A 22238-nucleotide genomic window follows, 5' to 3' on the forward strand; every position below is an offset into this window, starting at 1 on the left:
TAGTCTACTTAATAATGCCACTGGCTTAGAGCTGGTGGCATTTATCGTATTCGTTAACTTAGCTTTTTATTAAAAAACTCAACGGTACGTTGCCATGCAAGCTCGGCATTGTCTTTATCATATCTACCTGTAGAGTCGTTATGAAAACCATGATTTGCCCCTTTATACATATGCATAGTGTATTCAACATTATTAGCTTTTAAATCTTGTTCGTACTGTGGCCACGACGCGTTTACACGTTTATCCAGTTCGCCTAATTGAATCATTAGCGGCGCTTTAATATTTTTACGTAAACTTTCACTGGCAGGAGTGCCGTAAAAAGGTACGCCGGCACTGAGTAAGTTGCTATCTACTGCCGCTAAGTAATTAACAATGTAGCCACCAAAACAAAAACCGACAGCGCCTAACTTACCGCTACTGTTAGCATGCGATTTTAAAAAGTGCGCAGCAGCTACAAAATCGTTTTGAATTTTAGCTCTGTCCATAGTTTTTTGCATAGCGCGTCCTTCATCATCATTGCCAGGGTAGCCACCCAGTGGAAATAGCGCATCGGGTGCAAATGCAATAAAGCCTACCTTCGCTAAGCGCCTTGCTACATCTTTTACGTACGGATTTAATCCACGGTTTTCGTGGACCACAAGTACAACTGGAAGCTTACCTTCTATGTTTTTAGGGGTTGCTAAGTAACCTTTGCCTTTACCGTGCCCGTCTGGCGAATCAAATTCTTCGTACGTTGCTTTAATATCATCGTCATTAAACGATACTTGTTCAGCCAATGCGTAATTAGGTAATAATGCTGATGTAAGTACAGCCATCGAAAAGCCAAGAGCAGCAAGGCCACCGAGTTTTTTCATAAAAGTACGTCGGTCCATTAAACCGTGGGCGTATTCGTCATACCAATCAAAGGCTTCTTGAGGAATGTGATCAGAGGGAGATGTATTCATGGCTGTTCCTTAATTTTATTATGTCTATTTATTATTTAAATACCATAACGTATTAGGGATAAAAAACGAGCAATATTTCTCTCAATTATTAGGACTGTTGCCAAAGTTATCCTGCGTGTTAAAAAATAAGTAATAGAAGTATTGTTAGCAAATAGGTGAATATTATTTTTAAGCTAAAAATAAAAAGCTCGGCATAATATGCCGAGCTTTTTTGGTTGGGATGTTACTTAATTTAGCTGTGAGTAGGTGCTGGTTGGGCATCTACTAGTGGTGGCTTGCCACGCATTTTACGTACTAATCGTTTAGCATCTTCTAGTGCAACATACTGGCACGGTATAAGTATCAGTGTAATTACTGTGGCAAATAACACACCAAAAGCAAGTGATACAGCCATTGGGATAACAATTTTAGCTTGTAAACTTGTTTCAAAAATAATTGGCATTACACCAATAAAGGTAGTGATTGAGGTAAGTAATATCGCTCTAAAGCGACGAGCACCGGCTTGCATTACAGCATCCTTAATCGCAACGCCTTCAGCGCGTGCTTTGTTTACAAAATCAACCATAACGAGGGAGTCATTTACGACCACACCCGCTACAGCAATAATGCCAAACATCGATAAGCTGCTCATAGTCATACCTAAAATCATATGGCCAAACATCGCGCCAACTACACCAAACGGAATAACCGACATTATAATAAGTGGCTGCGAGTAAGAACGAAGCGGAATCGCTAACAAGGCAAATATAATCATCATTGATATACCAAAGTCACGAAGCTGCTCTGAAGCGCTGTCCATCTCTTCTTGAATGCGCCCAGCTACATCACTTGTAACGCCAGGGTAGCTTTTAAGTAATGTTGGTAAGTATTCATCACGAATTTCTTCTGCAATTGCAAATGGTTCGGCTTGGTCGGTATTTACCGCAGCCCATACGTTTACAGTACGTTTAGAGTTTTCGCGGCGAATACGGTTTACACCGTCAACCAATTTAACTTCAGCGACTTCACTTAGCGGAACTTCAGCGCCAGTAGGCGTAATAATACGCACACTTGCTATGTCACTAATTGAGTTACGTTCGTCTTCTGGGTAGCGGATCATAACTTTAATTTCTTCGCCTTCACGCAATATTCGCTGCGCTTCTAAGCCGTAGTAACTAAAGCTAACTTGCGATGCTACATCAGCAAGCGTTAAACCCATGCTGTAAGCGAGTGGTTTTAAATCAAGTTGCACTTCGTCGGTAGCGCTTTGCATTGAGTCGTTTACGTCGCCAACGCCTTCCATTGTTTGTAATTTGGCTTTTAATTTACCAGCCACCTCTTTTAGCTCGTCAGCATTTTTACCTTCAAGTTTAAAGCTAACGTCGCCATCATCTCGACCGCCATTCATTATACTGTCTTGAATGGTCATGGTTTTAATGCCAGGTAGGGCGGGCATTTGCTCACGCCATAATGCACTTAGGGCAAAGGTATCGATAGGGCGTAAATCAGGCTCTACCAAAATGGCCATAATATTTGCTTGCGTTCGTCCGCGCAGACTTACCGATAAATCGCGGATCATCGGTTTACCGTACTGCTCTTGTAGTTGCTGATCAACTTTTAACAACACGCTTTCTATTTTACGTGCGGTTTCAAGCGTTGCTTGCTCAGATGAGGCAAGGTTCATTTCTATATCAATACGTGGAAAGTCGTGCGGTATTTTAGGGTTTGGTACAAACTTAACTAAACCACCTGCAAACATACCTGCGCTTACAATAAGCAAACACATAAAGCCAACAATTACGGTATAGCGATAATGAATACAGCGGCCAACAAAAGGAAGGTAGTAGTTATTTACAAAGCTTTTTAAACTGCTATCAATCACCATACGTAAGCGATGTAATAGATTTTTAGGGTTTGGTTTACGTGGGTTCATTGCTGCGATATGTGCAGGCAAAATAAGTTTTGATTCAATGAGTGAAAAAATCAAACATAAAATAATCACGCCACCAATTGCTTTAGAAAAAGCAGCGCCAGGGCCGGTTGCCATTGTTTGCGGTAAAAATGCCGCAATGGTAGTTAATACACCAAAGGTTGCTGGCATCGCGACGCGTTTTACACCGCGTACAACGTTATCAAGTGTGTGACCGTATTTTTCTATTTCGGCACTGGCTGACTCGCCCACAACTATGGCGTCATCAACAACAATCCCGAGTACAAGTATAAAGGCAAAAAGAGAGGCTAGGTTAATTGTTACATCTAAAAAGCCAATAGGCATAAATAAAAAGGCGCCTAGAAAAGACACCGGTAAGCCCATCATTACCCAAAATGCCAAGCGTAACGGTAAAAATAGTGCCAGTACTATCATTACTAACAAGCCACCCCAAATCATGTTATCGACCATCATATCGAGTCGACCTTCAAGGTAGTAAGTTAAATCAACAATAGGAGATAGCTTAACGCCTGCAGGTAAAAGCGGCTCTTTAGCTGCCATGTAGCTTTTAAGTACTTTTGCTACATCGGTAATGTCTTGATCTTTTGATGCGTTAACTTCAAATGAGAGTGAATTTTTACCATTATATTTAGAATATTGTAGGCCTTCTTCAAAGCCGTCATTAATGGTTGCTACATCGCCTAAATAAATTTGTGCGCCATCAGCAAGGGTAATAAGTGGCAGTTTTTCAAACTCAAAGCCACGATAGGCTTGTTTTTCAACACGCATCGAAATATAACCGTTTTCAGATCGTATTTGCCCCGCCGACATATTTGCCGAAAAATTTTGCACCGCGCCTGCAATATCTCTAAATGTTAAGCCATATTCGCGCAGTTTATCAGGGCTAACTTCTATACCAATTTCGTATTCTAAACCGCCGTTAAAATTAACAAGATTTACGTGAGGCAGTGCTTGTAACTCGTCTTTAATATCGTTGCCAAGCTCTTTTAACTGGTAGTTACTCATGTCGCCATAAAGCGCGAGTATCATTACTTCTTGCTCAAACTTATCGCGGCGAACAACAGGGCGCTCCATTCCCGCAGGAAAGGTGTTTATTGAATCAACTTGTACTTTAATTTCATCAAGTACTTCTTGTGGATTGTATTGTTCTTCTATTTCAATCCACGCTTGTGAAAAACCACGGTTAGAGTAAGTAATTAGGCGTTTAATGCCTTCAATACCTTCGAGGTTTTCCTCAACTTTTATGGTTATTCCTTCTTCAACTTCTTGCGGGGCTGCACCTGGGTAAACCGCTTGTACGCTTATCCAGTTACTTTCAAACTGTGGGAACATTTGTTTGCGAATGGTCATCGCCATTAAAATACCGCCCACTAATATAAATATCATTAGTAGGTTGGCAGCAACGGGATTTCGGGCAAACCATGCTATTAACCCTGTTTCACGAGTGTTCATGATTATTCCTCTTTCAGCGCAAGTTGAGTTACATCAGTTTTATCAGGCGCAATATCTTCAACTTTTACTGCCATACCTTCAGTTGGATACTCAAGCGCTGAGGTAATAATTTGCTCGCCATTTTTTAGCCCTTGGCTAGCTATAATCATGCCGTTTTGTTCGCGTATAATATTGAGAGTTTTAAACGATAATGTTAAATCGTCATTTAAAATTACAATTTTATTATCTTTAACTAAATGATGCGCAACAATTATTGCGTTATCAAGCGGGCGACCTTCAATGGTAGCGTTAATGTATGAACCAAAACGAAGAGGGCGTGCTTTGTCGCCATAAGGTGTTGCAAGTTGTGCTACCAAATAGCTCATACGGCTTGTTTGATCAACCACACCTTCGGTGCGAATTACTTTGGCTTGCCACATTGTTTGTTTACCTGCGTATTCTGCGTTAAATGTAACATTTGAGCCTACGCCGCCATTTTTTAAATATTGCAGTTCTTGATCGGCAACCGGTAAACGTACCTCTGCAACTGAGGTTGCGCTTAGTGCGCCAAAACTGTTACCTGGGTTTACTACTGAACCCAAGCTAATTGTGCGCTCATTAATAATGGCATCATAAGGGGCTTTAATATAAGTACGCTCAAGATTGCGGCTAGCACGTTTAACACTTGCTTGAGCAGAGCGGTAACGCGCTAATTTTTCTGCCAGCTGTGGTTTTCGTAAATAAAGTTCTGATGCAATAGCATCGCTTGAGTCTGACTTAATGCGCTCCCACTCAGCTTGAGCGACATGTGCTTGCGCGCGTTCTATTTCAAGTGCTGAGCTTGCTTGTGCTAAACCCGCTTGCGCTTCAATAAAGTCTGCTTCGTAATCATTTGCATCAATTCGTGCTAAAATATCGCCTTGCTTTACAAACGCGCCTTCTACAAATTGATCTGATACCGAAATAACTTGCCCGCTAACTTGTGCTATTAGCTCGGTACGATACTTTGGTTTAACAATGCCGTACGATTTAACATCGAGCGTTATAGAATCTAAAAGTACGCTTTGTGTTGCTACTAAAGGACGTAAATCTTGCTCTGGCTTTTCTTCGGGTGGTTTTTTCATTGCCATAAAGGCGAAAGCTAAAGCAATACCGCCTGCTAAAACAGCGATTGGGAGTATTATTTGTTTTGTAGTAGCCACAAGGCATTCCTTCATAATTGGTGGTGACAGAGCAATAATACGCAATAAAGTGTTTACAAGCTGTTTTAAGATGTAACAAAGCATTACATATGTGTGTTACAACTCACTATGCGACTAATTAAGTTCCTAAAAAGAAATTAAAGTAAGTGTTTTTTATACCGAGGAAATTATGAAAACCGAATCGATGAATTGCAGGCTAGGCTGCGGCGCATGTTGTATTGCGCCAAGTATTAGTTCGCCTATTCCAGGTATGCCAAATGGTAAAAAAGCCGGAGAGCGCTGTATTCAGCTAGATGAACGTAATTTATGTAAGTTATTTGGTGATGAAAGTCGACCTAAAGTATGTAGTGATTTTAGCGCCACGCTTGATGTGTGCGGGACAACAAATGCGCAAGCTCTAGCGCTTATTACAGAGCTCGAAGAGCTAACTTAATCCTCATTTTAATACACATCTATTTACAATATATTATTAATAAAAATCTTCACAAGGTTATTAAAAGCAGTCGTTAATATATTTTATGGCGAAATATTAGATATATTTAACCTATGTTGCTAATATAGGTAACTGTAAGGTACTTTTTATAAATCTCATTTATAGGTGATTTCGTTCAATCTTAATTTTTAAAAGGAAAGAAAAATGAAAAATTTACTTACAGCATTTACATTAGGTGTGACTTTATTAGGTTGTTCAAACTTACCCATTAAAACCGATATTAAAGAAGATCACTTCAGACTCGAAAACTTTAAAAGAGAGCAGGGAGTAGATCTAGAATATGTCCACTTGATGTGCTTTAACAAAAAACCTACACAATGGGCTGAACCAAAGCAGTATATCAGTGGTAAGCATGATTTATGGGTAAAGGCGAGTGTTTCAAACCCTGATGTTTTAAATAGTCAAAAAGAAGCTTTTGTTAATTTTAACGTTAATTTAGATTCTAATAAAAGCTACATGTTAAATAGAAAAAGGGATGGGAATAAAATATCAATCTGGATACAAGAAGTTGAAACCGGTACGGTTGTTTCAAAGGTTCTTACAGATGAGCTTAGTCGCCCTTTACAAATTGATAATGAGCTAAGAAAAAGACAATGTCGTTCTGGTTCAATATAAGCTGAGTAATCGTATTTCTTAATATTTAGTATGGCGTTTATTCCTTGCCAAATATTTATTCAAAGACCTATTTTAAATAAACAGGTCTTTGAATGTGATAGCTCAACTCTACCAACTATACGTTGCGCTTAACGTATATTGCTCACCGCGCCCAGGTGTACCTGGTATTTCTTCAAACGACTCATCCCATAAGTTATCTGCCGCTAAGGTGATAAATAAATTACTCAACTGTGGCGGGGTTATTTTAAGCGTTAGTTGGGTAAATAACGCGTTGTCACTGCCGTTTCTAAGTGCATTTTTGTGTTGTGTACGCCATTCGTTATCTATTCTAAATTCTAAAATATCAGTTGGGTTGTACACAGCGCCAAGTGTTAAACGGTGATCAGGAAAGTTTAACGCGTAAAAGCTGGCATCAATATCGGCTGCGCCGTAGTTTTCTGATTTATGTAAATACGTGTAGCTTGCTATAAGTTTTGCTGTATCAAAGTGCTTAGTCGCTAAAAATTCAACCCCAGCTGTATCAATATCAACCGGGTTTGCAAAGCGCGCTGATGTTGAATCAAAATTAAAGGTCCAATCGGTTAAGTTATTATCTTTTCGATAAAAAATAGCCGAATTTAACTGCCAGCTTTGTTCTTCAAGCAATAACCCTAGCTCTAAGTTTGAAGTGGTTTCGCGCTCAAGATTGTAATTACTTCTAAATAATCCCCCAGAATCGCTGCCGCCAATGGCTGTGTAGCCTGCAACTTGGCTCGCCTGCGCGTATGATAAATAAATAGTTTGCGCTGTGCCGTCACTATTTTGGGTGTTTAAGGTTATATCACCAATAGCTGATACTTCAGCGTCATCACGATTTGTATCGTCGTAGGCTGCGCCTAAACGAAAGGTAAGTTGTTGGTTTTTTTGCGCTATTGTGTATTCAGGCAATATACTCAGCTTATAATACTTTCGTGAAGTAAAGTTGTTTTCAAGTGTTGTTGATTCTATCGAGTCATCAATAAATTGTGCAGAGTAATTTATTGCCAGTGCATCGCTTTGTTCATGACGACCTGAAAGTCCAAGCGATTTAACTTCGCTTTTATGAAAAGCTTCAAATGCACTTGGATTTTCGCGCGAGTAAATATAGTGATCGTCATGGGTACGATAATAAGCAGATACTTCAAAGTGACTGTTATCAGCGTAGCTTTGCTTGTGGTTAAGCATCCAAAGGCGGGTTTCTAAATCTTCAGTTTCGTTAACGCCAAAAGGAGTGTACAAGTTAGGCCAGCCAAAAAACTTATCTTGTGAGCCAAAAAACAAATCTGTTTGACTGTGCTCGCTTGCTAATTGCACACGAGCTGAGGCGCGCGAAAAGTCATGATCGCCATTATCAATGGTGCCATCACTTTGCGAGTGAGAATACTCACCTTCAAAGCCCAGAGTGTAGTTAGTTAAGCTATCAATTTGTGTGTTTTTAGCAGCGTGAATACTTTGCAGATTAAAGTCGTTTGTGCCAGTACCAAGCGATACACTACCGCCAGTTATAATTGGTTTCCAACCAAACGAAACCGTACCAACAGAGCTATTCATACCATAAAGTGCGTTATCAGCACCGGTTAACACATCTGGACCGCTTAGCATTTGCGGTGCAATGGGTATTTCAGCAAAATAATGCCCAGATTGCGGGTCAAGTAGAGTAGCGCTTCCTACTCTAAAGCCGGTGTTTTCAAAAATCCCACCACGAATAGTTACATCAGCTTGCGCCTCAGCCATATTACGCGATTGAAGATCAACACGTGGGTCGTACTCTAAATTAGAAATAGGCGAGTCGAATGTACCTACAGGCAGTTTATTCGCAGTAGGTGAAGCTTCAACGGTTATCTGTTCGATTGTTGACTCATTAGATAGCGTATTAGCAGTAGCAAATGCAGTCACGCTGCATAATATTGCAGGTATTATAAGGTGTGGTGTGCGATTCATGTGTTTCTCGTCATTTTTTATTTGTAGCTGCGGTTACAATTAAATTCAAAGCTTATATTTGAGCATGATAAAATAACTAAATGTAACAGCAGTCATTTTGTGCGCGATTGTACATTAATTTGTTAATAACTGCATTTGATAACCATTTACGTAATACCGACTTTATTAAAAACATGGTCATTCTATCGTATTAAATAGCACACTCACTGCGTTAAAAATTATACAACTATATGTCATAATTTTCGCCTTGTTATTGCGCTATTTTCTTGGCGCTATAATAGAACACTATTTTAATGCAATCGGTATAATTACCTATTAGGTAACATTTATAATGGATACTAAAGAATATAATACTATTTACTTTGCTGGTGGCTGCCTGTGGGGTGTACAAGAATTTTTAAAGCACTTACCTGGTGTAATAAGTACTGAAGCAGGGCGGGCTAATGGAAAAAATGATAATACACAAGGCGATTACGATGGTTATGCCGAATGCGTAAAGGTCATTTTTGATCCAAAAGCGGTTAGCTTGAACGAGCTATTTGGCTTCTTTTTTGAAATTATTGACCCGTATAGCATTAATAAACAAGGGAATGACGTAGGCCCCAAATACCGAACTGCCATTTATAGCAAAAGCCAAGATCATTTAAAGGTCGCTAGCAATTATATAAGCCAGCGAAGTGATGCTGATAAAATTGTGGTAGAGGTAGAGCTGTTAACTAACTATGTGCCAAGCGATCCTGAGCATCAAGACCGTTTAACTAACCATCCTGATGATTACTGCCATATACCGCTTGAGTTATTGCATAAGTATAAATCGTAAATTTGACGCGGTGTTTTTTGTAAGACGTGCAGTTTGCTGACGTGACGAGCGCAGCTCGTAATTTAAGATGGAATATAGCGCTATAAAGTAATTAGAAGCTATCGCTTCTCGCGCAAGCAAGCTTAGCGCCTACAGGTAAAGTTTAATCCGGTATTTTGTAGACGTGACGAGCGTAGCTCGTAATTACTTAAGTCTGTAAGCCCCAAAAACAATCACCCACAAAAAAGCTCACGTACTGTGAGCTCTTTTAAAACTTACTTATAGCTAATTTTAACTTATTGCTGCTTTTGCGGCGGGAAGTTACTTAAAATTTCGCTCACTGTTTTATTAATTGATGCTTCACGTTGTTCTGGCGATTGGTTTTTCTTTAATCGACCTTCTTTCGCGCCGCGCCATACTAGTTGGTTTGATTCACGATCCACAATATCAATAATCAGTGTGCCCACTTCGTATTCACGCGCGGTTGTATCACGTTGAAAACCAGTACCCCAATAACCCCAATGCGGGCGGTAGTTTACATTAAATGTATCTACTTCAAGCTCTTTATCAACCGATGCATGATAGTTAACAAGTACATCAGCATCTGCTGCATCAACTAAGCTCATACCTAGTGTTTGGCTCAGCTCAGCGTTAACGGCAGTGCGAACACGTTTTTCCATTAGGCCATTAATTTGGTAGTTATTTGTGTCTTTAGTTAGGCTGGCGTTTTCTACCCAAGCAAATGTTTTAAAATTACTAAAGTTGGCTGATTTATCGTAATCCCAATCAGGGGTTTGTGTACAGGCTGTAAGAAGTGCTAGCGCTGCAACAATAAGTATATTTTTCATTACGTTTGCTCCAATAAAATGCATTAATTCAAAATAACACACATAGTTTAAATGTGTATTATTTAAACGTCCTAAATATTAGTCTAATAGTCGAGCCTTAACGGCCAATTAATTGTGTTCAACTTCAATCCAATCTTTTTCATCTACCCAGTTTTGTGCACCGTCTTTTACCGAGCGAATAGGCACAATGTAGTCACAACTTATTTGCGGCTTAACTGAGGCAAATATAGGCACAAAACCAAAGCTTAGTGCGGTTTCTATAATCGCTTTTTGATTTTGTGGGTCAATGTCGGCCGCTTCATCTATATAAATTGGTATACGGTATAGGTTTTGTTCCTGATCGCTTAATAAGTAACGAATAAACAACATGCCACATAATAACTTAATCGTAATACGTGTGCCGTTTGAACCCGCCGAATCTATTTTTTCAAAGTGTTCGGTTTCACCTGCGCGGTTAACTACTTCAAATCGAATATCAAATAAATCGGTAAGTGTTAAGCCCGCTTTATCTGATGCGAGTTTAATTAAGTGATCTTTCGCTTCGTTTACCGCACTTTCGCTGTACGGTTCTTGGCTAAGTAAATCAAGCGTGTCACCTTGCTCAAACTGATGCGACGTGCTGATAATGGTATCTATACTATCAACCAGCATTTTGCGCGGTATTACGTTAATTTTAAACGCTTGCAGGTTTGAAATACGGTGCTGGCTTATGCCTTTATTAAAGCTGTTCATTTCGCGGCGAAGGCGGTCTAAATCTTCTCGCAAGCCTTTAATAGTTGCAGCCACTTCGGTAAGCGCAACGCGTGCTTGGCGTTCAACAGCATCGCGTTCGTTATCAATATTATGAAAGGCGCTTATTAGCTTTTGGTATTTAGTATATTCGTCGTTTTCGTTGTCGAATTTAGTAATACCCGCATTATATACATGCAAATAGGTATTACGTACGTTTATGTCAAAATTACGCAGCTCTTGGCAGTCTTTATTAAAGTGATGAACAAGGTCGCTTAAGTTATCAAAGTCGACTGTAATATCAATCATATACGGGGTTACTTTACCGCTGTATAAATCAAGCGTGTGGTCAATTCGCTCGCTCTTAACTTGGCGTAAGCGCTCAGTTTGGCGATTAATTTGCTCTTGTTTCGATTTAATTAACGAGCGACGATCGGCAATTGAGCCACTATTTTTTTGAATATCTTGCAGGTAGTCGTCAACTTGTTCGCGCTCAGCTAATAACTGCTCTTTTAGCATGGCTTGCGCTTCAACCGACTGCTGCATTACCTCAAACTGCTCTAAGCGTTTTAGCGCGCTTTCTGCGCTCATAAGCTCATCGTATAACGCGTCTTTTTCTTTTTGCTTGTCGGCAACGTTTGCAGCAACATCGCGCTGTTGCTTAAACTCTTTAAGTGAATGCTCAAGTGCATTTAACTGAGCGGTTAATTGCTCTTTGTTTTCGCCGCTTTGCATTTGCACAGGCGAGAGCTTTTTAAGCTTAATGCTCGCACCTGGTAGCGTTAATACGCCGCCTTTAACGTTTTCACTTAATAGCGATAAAAATTCCCCAAACGCGTCTTCGTCATCAATGGTTATATCGCCATTAGTGGTGGTTGCAAACGAGAGAATATCTGGGTTTAAAATGCGCGATATTTCTTCTACTTCTTTTAACGAGAGGTCTTCGCGCATGCGGGTAAACAAATTAAATTCAAGATTTTTAAGTTGCAGCTTTAAGCTCTTAATTTGTTTTTGTGTTTCGCTGATGCGGTAGTCAAGCGTGTGTAGGCTTTGCCCTTGTGCGCTGGTTATAGAGTGCGAAAGCGACTCGTAATCTTGCTTTAATTGAGTCAGGCTGGTTTTAAGCGTGGCTTTATTTACCAGTTCAAACTCGCTTTTAAGCGCATCGTAATCTAAAAACCACTGCTCAATTTGAGTTTGTCTGCGCTCTATATCACGCGATTGCTGTACGTATAGGCTTTGTTTTTGCTCAAACTCGTGTTTTTCGTGCTCTATATCTTCAAGGGCTATGGCAAGCTCAGAGAGTTGCGACTCTTGATAAGTGTCAAAATCAATCAGTGCTTGGTCAATTTTAGGCGCATACGCCGCTAATTTACCTTTAAGCACGGTTTGGTTTTCAAGCATTGATTCAAGCGCGGCTATTGGCTCTTGCATTGACTCAAGGGCTTTTAATTCGCGTTTTGAGCGGTTTACTTTATCAAATGAGCGACGCCATACTTCATAAAAGTCGACTTTAGAGTTCGACATATGGCGTTCAAACACGCGTAGCATAAAGCGTTTTACGTCGCTTGCGCCTAATTTGTGTAAGTTAAGAATACGTCTAAATATTTCTTTATAAATAGAAGAGTCTTGTACATTATTTAGCGGGATCATTTTTAGGTTAATGTCGCCGTCAAAAGCCGTTGCGCCGCCAGTCAACAGCGCGTTTAACTCTTGTGCTTTTAACTCAATAGGGTTGTAGTTAAGCGATTTTAAATGGTTGAACAGCTTGGTAAATTTAATAATAGTTTTACCTTGCGTATACTGCTCTAAATCAAGCTTACCTTGATAACAAAAGTACTGATGCGCGTAACCGGCAATTTTACCAAGTCCTGCAACTCCAATTACTACCGAGCCATGAGGCAAGTTAGCTTCTAGTAAAATGTATGACTGATCGGATGAAAAATAAAATTTACGGGTTTCATCTAAATCGTGTCCGTCCCATTCTGTTAAGCGCAAATCGTTAATAAGCGGAAACTGCAGGGCGTTAATAACCGAGCTTTTACCTGTGTTATTGGGCGCGCAAATAGAGCTGCTTTTATCAAGCGGGATCACACATTTTGCATAGCCTGCGGTGTTAAGTAGGGCGAGTTTGCTTAGTCCGTATAGATTTTTCATTCCTCGTCCTCTGTAATATAGGTTTCTTCGTTTACTTCCATGAGTGCATCTATGTAGCGGTGAATTGGCGCTTGAAGCATAAAGCCGCCTTCTACTTCACGGGCTAAACCTAAGCGCACCATGCGCAGGTAAACGTCTTTACGCAAATCCGATCCCGAAAATATCTCAAGCTGATCAAACAAATGTTTGTTAATTTGCACCAGCGTTTGCATAAGCTCTAAATCGTTTACGTCGTCAAACAATGCGCGCATTGGATCTTTACCCGTATTGGCGTAGTGCTCAATTAAAATGTAAATGGTGAGTGCGATAGCGCGAGATATTTTGCCCATATTGGGTGTGCTTTCGTCGCTACCAAAATAATAAAAGCCACGGCTATCGTGTTTTAAATCGTTACCTAAAGCGGTAAATAGGGCGGTGTAGTCTTCTATGTGTTGGTCAAGCTCTTGCCACATTACGTTGTCTTGCTCGCAAATGTGATAACCCGCTACTAATTTTTTATTAATGGCTTGTAGATGAGTTAGCTCGTCTAAGTTTATGTGTGTCATGGTTTATTTACCTGCCTTTGGATCTGGCTGAGGCTCTGAATTAAATGGATATAAAGAAAAGTGCTGACCGGCAATTTTTACGCGGGCTTTTTCATCGCTTTGAATTATTTTAATATCGCTGTCGCTGACTAATTTTTGATACAAAAATAGCATTTCGTCGGCATCGAGATCTGGGTAGCTTTCGTCTAAAAATTGCAGCAAGGGCTGCGGCTTTTTGCGTTTTTTATTAAAGCGCTTAGCAAAGCTGGTTTTAACATCGTTGTAGTCAGGAATATTAGGCGTAACAAATGCAGGCACGTCTTGCTGGTCAGGCAATTGGTATTCTTCGTGTTCAAATTCAACCAAGCTTGCCATATAAGCCACAATATGGCGTTGCTGACCAAGCGAATATCGCTGCGCGTCGCTTACAAAATGTGGTTGCACAGCACTTAGCATATTGTCTACGCCATTTTTACGTACAAGCCCAAGTACTTTGGCTGCTTGGCGAGTAATTAAGTTATTACGGCGAAGCTCCTCGCGCAGTGGCATAAGCATATCGGCACTTTTACGTAAGCTTTCTCGGCCCATTAAATGCATTTCGAGTATACGGGTACGTAATTGCTCCAGCATACGTTTATCGTTATACGCTTTACCTGAGCGCTCAATGTGCAGTATTTGCTTACTTATTTGCTCTTCAATGAGGGTAAAACACGCATGAAACTCACCACGAATATCAACCATTTCAAGCATTGGCTCTATGTATTCGTCAAAGGCTTCTATTACCGCTTTGTAACGCTTTTGCAGCGATTGCACTGCATTATTTGATTTGGCTTGTTCAACAATATTTAAAATAGCGTTTTCGTTGTGCGTATAGAGCTTCATTATTTTACGCACCCGATCATCCATAATGCGGCTGTAGCGGCGTAAGTCGTCAAAGTCTTCTATTTCGCCAGCATTATCTAGGCGGTTACCTAAACGAGCTAGGTCCTCTACTAGTACGCTAATTTCTTGCGCTAAACCTAAATGCTCTTCTTGCAGTAAAAAAGTAGCAAAATCAGCAATAGCACGATTTATTTCAAGTTGAGAGGATTTAGCAAGCGGAATTAAAATATCTTGGTTTAACAAACGATTTGTTTCTTTATAAATGCGTTCGTTTGACCACGTAGGCTGCTTTTGCTTAATCGCGTTTTGTACGTCTTTTAGGCTAAAGTCAGCCATTTTAAAACGTTTAAATAATAGCGCTAATACACCCCAATGTTCGGTTATGGTGTTTAGCAGCTTTTTAGCTGGGATCATAAGAGGTTACAACATCCTAGTATTTTATTATTGAGTATTGTGTTCATACTCATTATTACGTATTTTTTAATTAACCTTGTCTGTATATAGTATTCGTTTTTAAGACCATTTAATAATAGTTTTTGCATAGAGGCAGTGCTAAAATTCGCGCCGAAAATAGGCACATGAAATGGAACGTTATTTGTGTGTTTTTTAAAACTATATCAAAGGTTGTTTAACTACCATGGTTTCCTCGATTATTCTAACCCTGATAGCGATTGCATTTTTACTGATCGTTATAGAAGATATAATCCATGTTAATAAAGCTAAAACCACGCTGTTTTTTGGTACGCTTTGCTGGATTCTTCTTTTTATATACCCTCTTCACGGGCAAAGCCCCGATACAATTCAGCACCTCCTAAACGAAAATATTTTAGAAATTGCCTCGCTATGGCTATTTTTAATGGCTGCAATGACCTTTGTAGCGTATTTAAATTCAAAGGGGTTTATAGAAAATATTGTGCACCGTGTTATGCCAAAAAGTATTAGCGAAAAAAAGCTCATGTTTTTGGTGGGTGGTTTTGCATTTTTGTTTTCATCGATTTCAGATAACGTAACAGCGACGCTTATATCGCTTGCGGTTGTTATGTCGTTAAAACTTGAACCTAAAAAGCTCGTTAAATACGCCACGCTTATTGTGTTTGGGGTTAACTCAGGTGGGGTATCGCTAATAACCGGTGACGTAACCACACTAATGATATTTTTAGATGGCAAAGTAACCATTGCTCATTTATTACTACTTATAGCGCCAGCACTTACAAGTGTTATGCTGCTTGCCGCGTTACTATCTATTGGTATGAAAGGGCGTGTTGAGTTTGCTAGTGCAGGTAAAACTCGCATCGAAAAAACCGACATAACTATTGCTGTTATATTTTTATCTACCGTAGTGAGCACACTTACGCTAAGTGTAATTTACAGCGTACCGCCTCTATTAACCTTTTTGTTTGGCTTATCAGTGATGTTTTTAGTGGCGCAATTTTTAATGCGCAAAAAAGACATTAACAAAGACATAATCGATTTTGTTCGCGATATAGAATACGATACATTATTGTTTTTTGTAGGTGTACTTTTACTTGTAGGCGCACTTAAAGAAATTGGTATGTTGAGTAAATTTACCGACCTATACACGGTAATGGCACCAGAATACGCAAACTACTTAATGGGCATATTATCAGCAGGGGTCGATAACGTACCGCTTACCGCTGCATTATTAAAAGCCAATATAGTAATGAGCCAACAACACTGGTTGTCGTTTACGTATGCAACGGGCGTGGGCGGTTCAATGCTTATTATTGGTTCGGCTGCGGGCATTATTGCCATGAGTAAAGTTAAAGCGCTTACCTTTATGAGCTACTTGCGTTTATCGCTGCATTTATTAATTTGTTACACGGTTGGATATGCGGGCTCGTATTACATGGGCAGTTTTATTTAACTCATAAATTATTAAATGCTTGACAGCTAGACGTCTAAACGATAACTTTCAAAGCCCCGCTACTTAGTGGGGTTTTGTTTTATTAGCCACTGGTTAATAAAGCATTCAGAAGAGGTGCGATACTTAGGTACTTAATGTTAGGCGACGAAAGCCGATGATCATTAAGGAGGGAAGTACTCGCCGAGGAAAATAATGGTACGTCGTCATTGTTTTTCGGTTTATGGGGCTGAATCCTCAAAACTGTCACCAATATAGGTGGAGAGCTTCTGGCAGTGGACTTATCTTCAAGCATTCCTTTGCCAAGTTCTTCTTGTTTTATTGCGGTTTGGATACCGCGAAAGGAGACTAAATGACTACCCAATCAGTGCCACAAACAGTGCCTCAAACAGAGTTAAGCGCAAAATCAGATTACATCGTTGCCAAATTTGGTGGAACCAGTGTTGCAAATTTTGAAGCGATGAGTCGCTGTAGCGAAATTATTGTTGCAGATAAAAGCGTACGTATTGTTGCCGTGAGCGCTAGTGCCGGCGTAACTAATCACTTAGTTGCACTGTGTAAATCAAGCATTACTCCTAGTGAGCGCCAAGAACACATAAATGGAGTGCTTGCTATTCAACAAACTATTTTAGATGAATTATCGCTAGATGCCGATTTAGCGGTTGGCTTTAACGAAACCTTAAAAGCATTTCAAACATTGGCTCAAGAGCCACTAACAACCGATCAGCAACACGACGAGCTACTTAGCTTTGGTGAGCGTTTATCGTCGTATTTATTTGCTCAGGTGCTGCGTTTACAAGGTTTAAATGCCGATCGCTTTGATGTGCGCAAGGTGCTTAAAACCGACAGCCAATTTGGTAAAGCAACGCCCAATGTTGCAGCCACAGCGCAAGCCGCTAAAGAACATTTAATTCCGTTATTAGACGCTCAAGTAATTGTAACTCAGGGATTTATTGGTAGTGACGAATACGGTCACACCACAACGCTAGGACGTGGTGGTTCAGACTACAGCGCTGCATTATTAGCAGAAGCGATTAACGCTAAAAGTGTGCATATTTGGACTGACGTAGTGGGCATTTTTAGCACTGACCCGCGTTTGTGCGCAAAAGCGACGCCTATTGCACGCTTAAGTTTTGACGAAGCCGCTGAAATGGCAACCTTTGGCGCAAAAGTATTGCACCCAGCGACTATTTTACCAGCAAGCCGTAGCCACATTAACGTGTTTGTAGGTTCTAGCCGCGAGCCTGAGCGTGGCGGTACGTGGATTGAGCGCGAAAAATCGCAGCAACCAGGTATACGCGCAGTAACACAACGTAAAAACCAAATTTTGCTTACGCTTAAAAGTCCAGAAATGCTCCTAGCAAGTGGCTTTTTAGCACGCGTATTTACACTATTAAGTGAATACAATATATCGGTAGATTTGGTAACTACATCAGAAATCAGCGTAGCTATAACCCTTGATAACGCGCAAAACGCATCGCGCCCAGAGCTTGATCAAGAATGCCTAGATAAGCTTGCAGAGTTTTGCCATGTTTCGGTAGAAAACAACCTAACATTGGTGGCACTTATTGGCTCTGAGATTCAATTACGCCAACACGAAATGAACTTAATGAGTGTACTAAAAGACTTTAACATTCGATTAATTTGCCACGGTGCTAGTAAGCACAACCTGTGCTTTTTAGTAGAGCAAACTGAGTCAGATAACGTAGTACAGTCTATTCATAGCCGTTTATTAGAAAACGATTTTGCTGCATAAGTAACGGTTATTCAGGGAAATCACTTAGTAAAGTTACCTAGTAAAGTCACTTAATAAAGTTACTTAACAAAATCATTTAATAAAAAGCATCGCCAGTCGATGCTTTTTTTATGCACCACACTTACATCAAAACAAACATTGCTGTCACTGCTATCAACTACAGTAACGTTATTACTGCAAGCACTCAGCTTTGCACTATTTAATTCGTCAAACACATTAGGGCTAAGTAACTTTGCAATAGGGCGGCTGGTGGCTTTAGCAAGTGACTCTTTTAATGTCCAAATTCTAAAAAACGTATCTGCTTGGGCTTGGGTATGAGTAGGCTTGGTGATAAGTGTAATTTCATCATTATGATAAAAATGCTTAGCAAGCTTTTCAAACGGGCGCTTTAGGCTTACTTTTTCAATATCAAAACCAAACTCACTTTTATCAAGATTTAGCGCAACCCCAACTAAACCATGCGAGTGCGAAATACAGGTATTAATAACATCACCATTTACGTGTATTTGCAGCTTTGAGCTTGCCTCGTCAAATTCGGTACTCATTTTATTAAGTGCCACGTGCGCATGTTGCGGCTGCGTTATTTTAATAAGGTGTTTTAACAATAACCGCGTAGCTAAATACTCTTGCTTAGCTTGTGGGCTTTTGCGGCGGTTTATAATGGTTAACTCAAATGGGCTTAAGCAATCAGGCAAATTAAAGTCACTAAGCTCAAGTGTTTTAGCATTAAATAATAAAATGCTGCTACTCGCTAAAGACAAGTTTGCCAATTGAGTTGAAGTAATACTCAAGGCATTTTTAAAATAGTGTTCAGTCATAAAAGCCCTAAAGCAAAAGAAGTCGCTGATATTGTGAGCGGTTAGCGCCACTAACAAAGGCTGTGTACAATTTTATTACTCAGCCGGCATGAAATATGGTTTAATTCACAATAATCAAAATAATAACAGATTTGTAGATGTATGGCACAAGTGCGTGATGGGTTTCAAAGCCGACTTGGTTTTGTTTTAGCCGCTGCTGGCGCAGCAGTGGGTTTGGGTAATATTTGGGGTTTTCCTACGCAAGCGGCCAACCATGGCGGCGGTGCTTTTTTACTGGTTTATTTTATTGTTATATTTTTACTTGCGCTTCCTGCGCTGTATACCGAACTTTATTTAGGCCACAAAGCACAAGCTAATCCTGTAAAAGCATTGGGCGATGCATGGCAAAACACTAGCCGAAAAGTAGGCGCAGCAGCCGGTTACATAGGTCTTGCGGGCGCAGTTGTTATGCTAAGTTTTTACTCAATAGTGGCAGGGTGGATGCTCTCGTACGCTATTGAACCCATAACAACCTTTTTAGGTTTCACAGGCGCAAGCGAATTTTTACATAGCGACTCAGTGCTGCGTAATTTTGTATTTACGCCGCTTATGCTTATTTTAACAGCCAGTATTATTTTAAAAGGGGTTAAATCGGGAATCGAAACCTGGTCGCGCCGTTTAATGCCACTGTTACTAGTGCTGCTAGTTGGTTTAATTGCCTACATTGCAACACTTGATGGCGCAAGCGAAGGTTTTGCCGCGTATTTAATTCCTGATTTTAGCCAAATACTCGACCCTAATTTAATTATTGCCGCAATGGGGCAAGCGTTCTTTTCGCTCTCACTAGGTGTGGGCTGTATGATGATTTACGGCTCGTATTTACAGCCAGATGCTAATTTACCAAAGCTCACCGCAGGTGTTGCACTACTTGATACTGGCGTTGCTTTTTTAGCGGGTTTACTTATTATTCCTGCTATTTATGTGGCACAGCACAACGGTGTTGAAGTATTTAGTGGTGGTAAACTGATTGGCGAAGGGCAGCTAATTTTTGCTATTTTACCTGAGCTATTTAGCACCATGGGCGAAATTGGCTTATTAGTTGGTTTATTGTTTTTTGTATTAATGTCTATCGCATCGGTTACGTCAACTATATCAACCACTGAAATTCCGGTAGCGTTTTTAGTCGAAAATCACAACGTTAGCCGCACCAAAGCAACATGGGCAGTAAGCGCCGTTGTACTTGTGTGTGCAAGCGCCATTATATTAAATTTTGATTGGTTATTTGGCTTAGTTATTATGCTATTTACTCAATACCAATTACCGCTTATGGGTTTATTTTACTTTATTACAGTAGGTTGGATGTGGCAGCGTGGTAATAAGTTACACCAAGCAACAACCGGCGTACATTACTGGTTTGCTCAGTATATTCGTTTTGTTTGCCCAATATTAATGACCTTAGTCTTTGCAAACGTCGCGTTTGGCTAAGCTCTATTTAAAGTAAATTTTTAAACAAAAAAGCGAATAGGGCTCACCTTATTCGCTTTTTTTGTACCGGTTATTTAGGTAAAGCCTAGATTTTTATAAAACCTCGTTAGTCAGAGGCCTACCCTCACTTACTTCAAGTGCATTTTGCATTGTTGTGTTTGCTATCTCGGTGAGTGCTTCTTGGGTAAAAAAGCCCTGATGCCCCGTTACTAATACATTTTTAAAGCTCACTAAGCGCGAGAATATATCGTCTTGATTTATTTCGTCGCTGTGGTTTTTAAAAAAAAGCTCCGACTCTTGCTCGTAAACGTCGAGCCCCAGGTAACCTAGCTTTTTAGTTTTAAGCGCGCTAATACACGCGTTACTATCAAGCAGTGCACCGCGAGAAGTGTTAATAAGCATAACGCCGGTTTTCATTTTACTAAACGCCTCATCATCGATTAAATGATGAGTTTGCTCCGTTAAAGGGCAATGCAAAGAAATTACATCGCTTTGGCTAAGTACGGTGTCTATATCGGTAATTGTATAATTGCCAGGTTGCGCGTATGGGTCGCACACTAATACTTTAGCGCCAAAGCCATTTAAAATGTTACACAGCGCAAGGCCAATTTTACCGCAACCTACAATACCCACGGTTTTATTGTGCAAGTTAAAACCAAGCAATCCGTTTAAATCAAAATTGTCTTCGCGTACGCGGTTATACGCTTTATGCGTTTTACGGCTAAGCGTTAGCATAAGTGCAATACAATGCTCAGCTACGGCTTCAGGGCTGTAAGCCGGTACGCGTAATACTTTAATTTTATGTGCTTTTGCTGCAGGTAAATCAACGTTATTAAATCCTGCACAACGTAGCAAAATAGTATTTATGCCTTGGCTTGCCAGTTGTTCAATAACAGTGGCGTTTACGGTGTCGTTAACAAATACGCATATGGCATCAAACCCATTTGCTAAAATAGCGGTTTGTTCGCTTAGGGATTGCTCAAAATACGTTATTTTTATATCGCGGTGATCGCGTGTACTTTGTTCAAAAAAAGGCAGTTCGTACTTTTGAGTACTAAAAAAAGCAATGTTCATGGTAATAGCCTCGACGCTTAAGGAGTATTATTTATTACTAATACAATAAACTACTTTATAAACCTGTGCTTTAGTAACACGCATTTTATTGATTTAAATTAAGCCCTAATTTATGCCTTAGCCGACGTAAACAAAGGTGTTTTTGAAGATACCTTTTTACCACCTCTTGCAGCGCTTAACTTAGCGGCTTGTAGTAAGTTACTTTCTATTACTTGTTTAAGTGTTTCGGGCTTAGTACGCGGTGCATAGCGTGCAACAAGTTGCCCTTGTGAGTTAATTAAAAACTTAGTGAAATTCCATTTAATTGCACGGTTTTGCGAAATACCTCGCGTATGCGACTTTAAATAATTAAACAACGGGTGGGTTTCTGGCCCGTTTACCATTACCTTACCAAATACCTCAAACGAGGTATTAAATTGATCTTGGTAAAAGTCTTTAATGGCTAAATTATCAAGCGGCTCATTTTGGCCAAACTGGTTACACGGAAACGCAAGCACAGTAAAACCATTGTTTTTGTATTGTTGATAGAGCTTTTCGAGCGCGTTTAATTGCACCGAAAAATTACACTTACTCGCTGTATTAACAATAAGGACGGTTTTGCCCTGTAACTGGCTAAGAGGAAAATTTTCGCTGTTAAAAAGTGGTGCATTAAATTGATAAATACTGTCCATAGGTTACCTACTTACCTTTCCCGCTAAGGAAATTTTATAAAGATTTTCATTCGCTTTTTT

At 40.0% G+C, this 22238-nt stretch carries 17 protein-coding genes and 1 riboswitch; of the genes, 6 read left to right on the forward strand and 11 right to left on the reverse strand.

The window, feature by feature from the left end; all coding sequences use genetic code 11:
- Positions 1–53: 53 nt before the first annotated feature.
- From GQR53_RS02735 to GQR53_RS02745, 3 genes are all read right to left on the reverse strand, one after another.
- Positions 54–944 carry a dienelactone hydrolase family protein gene (locus GQR53_RS02735; protein WP_165742793.1) on the reverse strand — a complete coding sequence of 297 codons (891 nt, stop codon included), beginning with the start codon at positions 942–944 and terminating at the stop codon, positions 54–56.
- A gap of 232 nt (positions 945–1176) precedes the next feature.
- Entirely contained in the window at positions 1177–4326 is a 3150-nt protein-coding gene (locus tag GQR53_RS02740) for an efflux RND transporter permease subunit (protein ID WP_165742794.1), read from the reverse strand.
- 2 nt (positions 4327–4328) lie between these two features.
- Complete coding sequence (locus GQR53_RS02745; protein ID WP_165742795.1) at positions 4329–5507, reverse strand: efflux RND transporter periplasmic adaptor subunit; 1179 nt, start codon at positions 5505–5507, stop codon at positions 4329–4331.
- A 169-nt stretch (positions 5508–5676) separates the two neighbouring features.
- On the opposite strand from GQR53_RS02745, the gene GQR53_RS02750 reads away from it, so the two are divergent.
- Both GQR53_RS02750 and GQR53_RS02755 read left to right on the forward strand, forming a co-directional pair.
- Positions 5677–5940, forward strand: a complete 264-nt coding sequence (locus GQR53_RS02750; RefSeq protein ID WP_165742796.1) for a YkgJ family cysteine cluster protein — start codon at positions 5677–5679, stop codon at positions 5938–5940.
- 204 nt (positions 5941–6144) lie between these two features.
- Positions 6145–6615: a hypothetical protein gene (locus tag GQR53_RS02755; protein WP_165742797.1), complete on the forward strand. Its 471-nt coding sequence runs from the start codon at positions 6145–6147 to the stop codon at positions 6613–6615.
- A gap of 108 nt (positions 6616–6723) precedes the next feature.
- On the opposite strand, the gene GQR53_RS02760 is transcribed toward GQR53_RS02755, so the two are convergent.
- The gene (locus tag GQR53_RS02760; protein ID WP_165742798.1) at positions 6724–8574 is read right to left on the reverse strand and encodes a TonB-dependent receptor; all 1851 of its coding nucleotides are present in this window, start codon (positions 8572–8574) and stop codon (positions 6724–6726) included.
- A 331-nt stretch (positions 8575–8905) separates the two neighbouring features.
- Here GQR53_RS02760 and GQR53_RS02765 point away from each other — a divergent pair, with 331 nt between their 5' ends.
- Complete coding sequence (locus tag GQR53_RS02765; protein WP_024605894.1) at positions 8906–9394, forward strand: peptide-methionine (S)-S-oxide reductase; 489 nt, start codon at positions 8906–8908, stop codon at positions 9392–9394.
- A 275-nt stretch (positions 9395–9669) separates the two neighbouring features.
- Here the strand turns inward: GQR53_RS02765 and GQR53_RS02770 are convergent, their stop codons facing one another.
- The 4 genes from GQR53_RS02770 to GQR53_RS02785 all read right to left on the reverse strand — a co-directional run bounded on the left by GQR53_RS02770 (position 9670) and on the right by GQR53_RS02785 (position 14927).
- Positions 9670–10221 (reverse strand): DUF4136 domain-containing protein, encoded by a 552-nt coding sequence (locus GQR53_RS02770; RefSeq protein ID WP_165742799.1) that lies wholly within the window; start codon positions 10219–10221, stop codon positions 9670–9672.
- A 108-nt stretch (positions 10222–10329) separates the two neighbouring features.
- Entirely contained in the window at positions 10330–13107 is a 2778-nt protein-coding gene (locus tag GQR53_RS02775; protein WP_165742800.1) for an ATPase, read from the reverse strand.
- Positions 13104–13652, reverse strand: coding sequence for a hypothetical protein (locus GQR53_RS02780; RefSeq protein ID WP_024605891.1), 549 nt, complete (start codon positions 13650–13652; stop codon positions 13104–13106). The genes GQR53_RS02775 and GQR53_RS02780 overlap by 4 nt, the downstream gene beginning before the upstream one ends.
- Positions 13653–13655: 3 nt before the next feature.
- Positions 13656–14927 (reverse strand): hypothetical protein, encoded by a 1272-nt coding sequence (locus GQR53_RS02785; RefSeq protein WP_165742801.1) that lies wholly within the window; start codon positions 14925–14927, stop codon positions 13656–13658.
- A 223-nt stretch (positions 14928–15150) separates the two neighbouring features.
- Here GQR53_RS02785 and nhaD point away from each other — a divergent pair, with 223 nt between their 5' ends.
- Both nhaD and lysC read left to right on the forward strand, forming a co-directional pair.
- On the forward strand, positions 15151–16398 hold the full coding sequence (gene nhaD, locus GQR53_RS02790) for a sodium:proton antiporter NhaD (protein ID WP_165742802.1): 1248 nt from the start codon (positions 15151–15153) through the stop codon (positions 16396–16398).
- 101 nt (positions 16399–16499) lie between these two features.
- Positions 16500–16672, forward strand: a riboswitch (Lysine riboswitch).
- 75 nt (positions 16673–16747) lie between these two features.
- Positions 16748–18151 carry a lysine-sensitive aspartokinase 3 gene (lysC, locus tag GQR53_RS02795; RefSeq protein ID WP_033037701.1) on the forward strand — a complete coding sequence of 468 codons (1404 nt, stop codon included), beginning with the start codon at positions 16748–16750 and terminating at the stop codon, positions 18149–18151.
- 59 nt (positions 18152–18210) lie between these two features.
- Here lysC and GQR53_RS02800 read toward each other — a convergent pair whose 3' ends face one another.
- Positions 18211–18969, reverse strand: a complete 759-nt coding sequence (locus tag GQR53_RS02800; protein ID WP_165742803.1) for a 4'-phosphopantetheinyl transferase superfamily protein — start codon at positions 18967–18969, stop codon at positions 18211–18213.
- Between the two features lie 141 nt (positions 18970–19110).
- Here GQR53_RS02800 and GQR53_RS02805 point away from each other — a divergent pair, with 141 nt between their 5' ends.
- A complete protein-coding gene (locus GQR53_RS02805; RefSeq protein ID WP_007375800.1) occupies positions 19111–20433 on the forward strand; it encodes a sodium-dependent transporter in 1323 nt (440 codons plus the stop codon).
- Between the two features lie 93 nt (positions 20434–20526).
- Here the strand turns inward: GQR53_RS02805 and GQR53_RS02810 are convergent, their stop codons facing one another.
- On the reverse strand, positions 20527–21507 hold the full coding sequence (locus tag GQR53_RS02810) for a 2-hydroxyacid dehydrogenase (RefSeq protein ID WP_165742804.1): 981 nt from the start codon (positions 21505–21507) through the stop codon (positions 20527–20529).
- Between the two features lie 110 nt (positions 21508–21617).
- Positions 21618–22178 (reverse strand): glutathione peroxidase, encoded by a 561-nt coding sequence (locus GQR53_RS02815; RefSeq protein WP_165742805.1) that lies wholly within the window; start codon positions 22176–22178, stop codon positions 21618–21620.
- Positions 22179–22238: the final 60 nt, after the last annotated feature.

It is taken from the genome of Pseudoalteromonas sp. Z9A6, assembly GCF_011378805.1.
In the GTDB taxonomy this organism is placed as follows: domain Bacteria; phylum Pseudomonadota; class Gammaproteobacteria; order Enterobacterales; family Alteromonadaceae; genus Pseudoalteromonas; species Pseudoalteromonas distincta.

Excerpts from the sequence above, each read along its gene's own strand:
- GQR53_RS02815 (WP_165742805.1), bottom strand. The coding sequence starts at position 22,178 with ATGGACAGTATTTATCAATTTAATGCACCACTTTTTAACAGCGAAAAT.
- GQR53_RS02735 (WP_165742793.1), bottom strand. The coding sequence starts at position 944 with ATGAATACATCTCCCTCTGATCACATTCCTCAAGAAGCCTTTGATTGG.
- GQR53_RS02770 (WP_165742799.1), bottom strand. The coding sequence starts at position 10,221 with ATGAAAAATATACTTATTGTTGCAGCGCTAGCACTTCTTACAGCCTGT.
- GQR53_RS02765 (WP_024605894.1), top strand. The coding sequence starts at position 8,906 with ATGGATACTAAAGAATATAATACTATTTACTTTGCTGGTGGCTGCCTG.
- nhaD (WP_165742802.1), top strand. The coding sequence starts at position 15,151 with ATGGTTTCCTCGATTATTCTAACCCTGATAGCGATTGCATTTTTACTG.
- GQR53_RS02810 (WP_165742804.1), bottom strand. The coding sequence starts at position 21,507 with ATGAACATTGCTTTTTTTAGTACTCAAAAGTACGAACTGCCTTTTTTT.
- GQR53_RS02740 (WP_165742794.1), bottom strand. The coding sequence starts at position 4,326 with ATGAACACTCGTGAAACAGGGTTAATAGCATGGTTTGCCCGAAATCCC.
- GQR53_RS02775 (WP_165742800.1), bottom strand. The coding sequence starts at position 13,107 with ATGAAAAATCTATACGGACTAAGCAAACTCGCCCTACTTAACACCGCA.
- GQR53_RS02755 (WP_165742797.1), top strand. The coding sequence starts at position 6,145 with ATGAAAAATTTACTTACAGCATTTACATTAGGTGTGACTTTATTAGGT.
- GQR53_RS02760 (WP_165742798.1), bottom strand. The coding sequence starts at position 8,574 with ATGAATCGCACACCACACCTTATAATACCTGCAATATTATGCAGCGTG.
- GQR53_RS02785 (WP_165742801.1), bottom strand. The coding sequence starts at position 14,927 with ATGATCCCAGCTAAAAAGCTGCTAAACACCATAACCGAACATTGGGGT.
- GQR53_RS02805 (WP_007375800.1), top strand. The coding sequence starts at position 19,111 with ATGGCACAAGTGCGTGATGGGTTTCAAAGCCGACTTGGTTTTGTTTTA.
- GQR53_RS02750 (WP_165742796.1), top strand. The coding sequence starts at position 5,677 with ATGAAAACCGAATCGATGAATTGCAGGCTAGGCTGCGGCGCATGTTGT.
- GQR53_RS02780 (WP_024605891.1), bottom strand. The coding sequence starts at position 13,652 with ATGACACACATAAACTTAGACGAGCTAACTCATCTACAAGCCATTAAT.
- GQR53_RS02800 (WP_165742803.1), bottom strand. The coding sequence starts at position 18,969 with ATGACTGAACACTATTTTAAAAATGCCTTGAGTATTACTTCAACTCAA.
- lysC (WP_033037701.1), top strand. The coding sequence starts at position 16,748 with ATGACTACCCAATCAGTGCCACAAACAGTGCCTCAAACAGAGTTAAGC.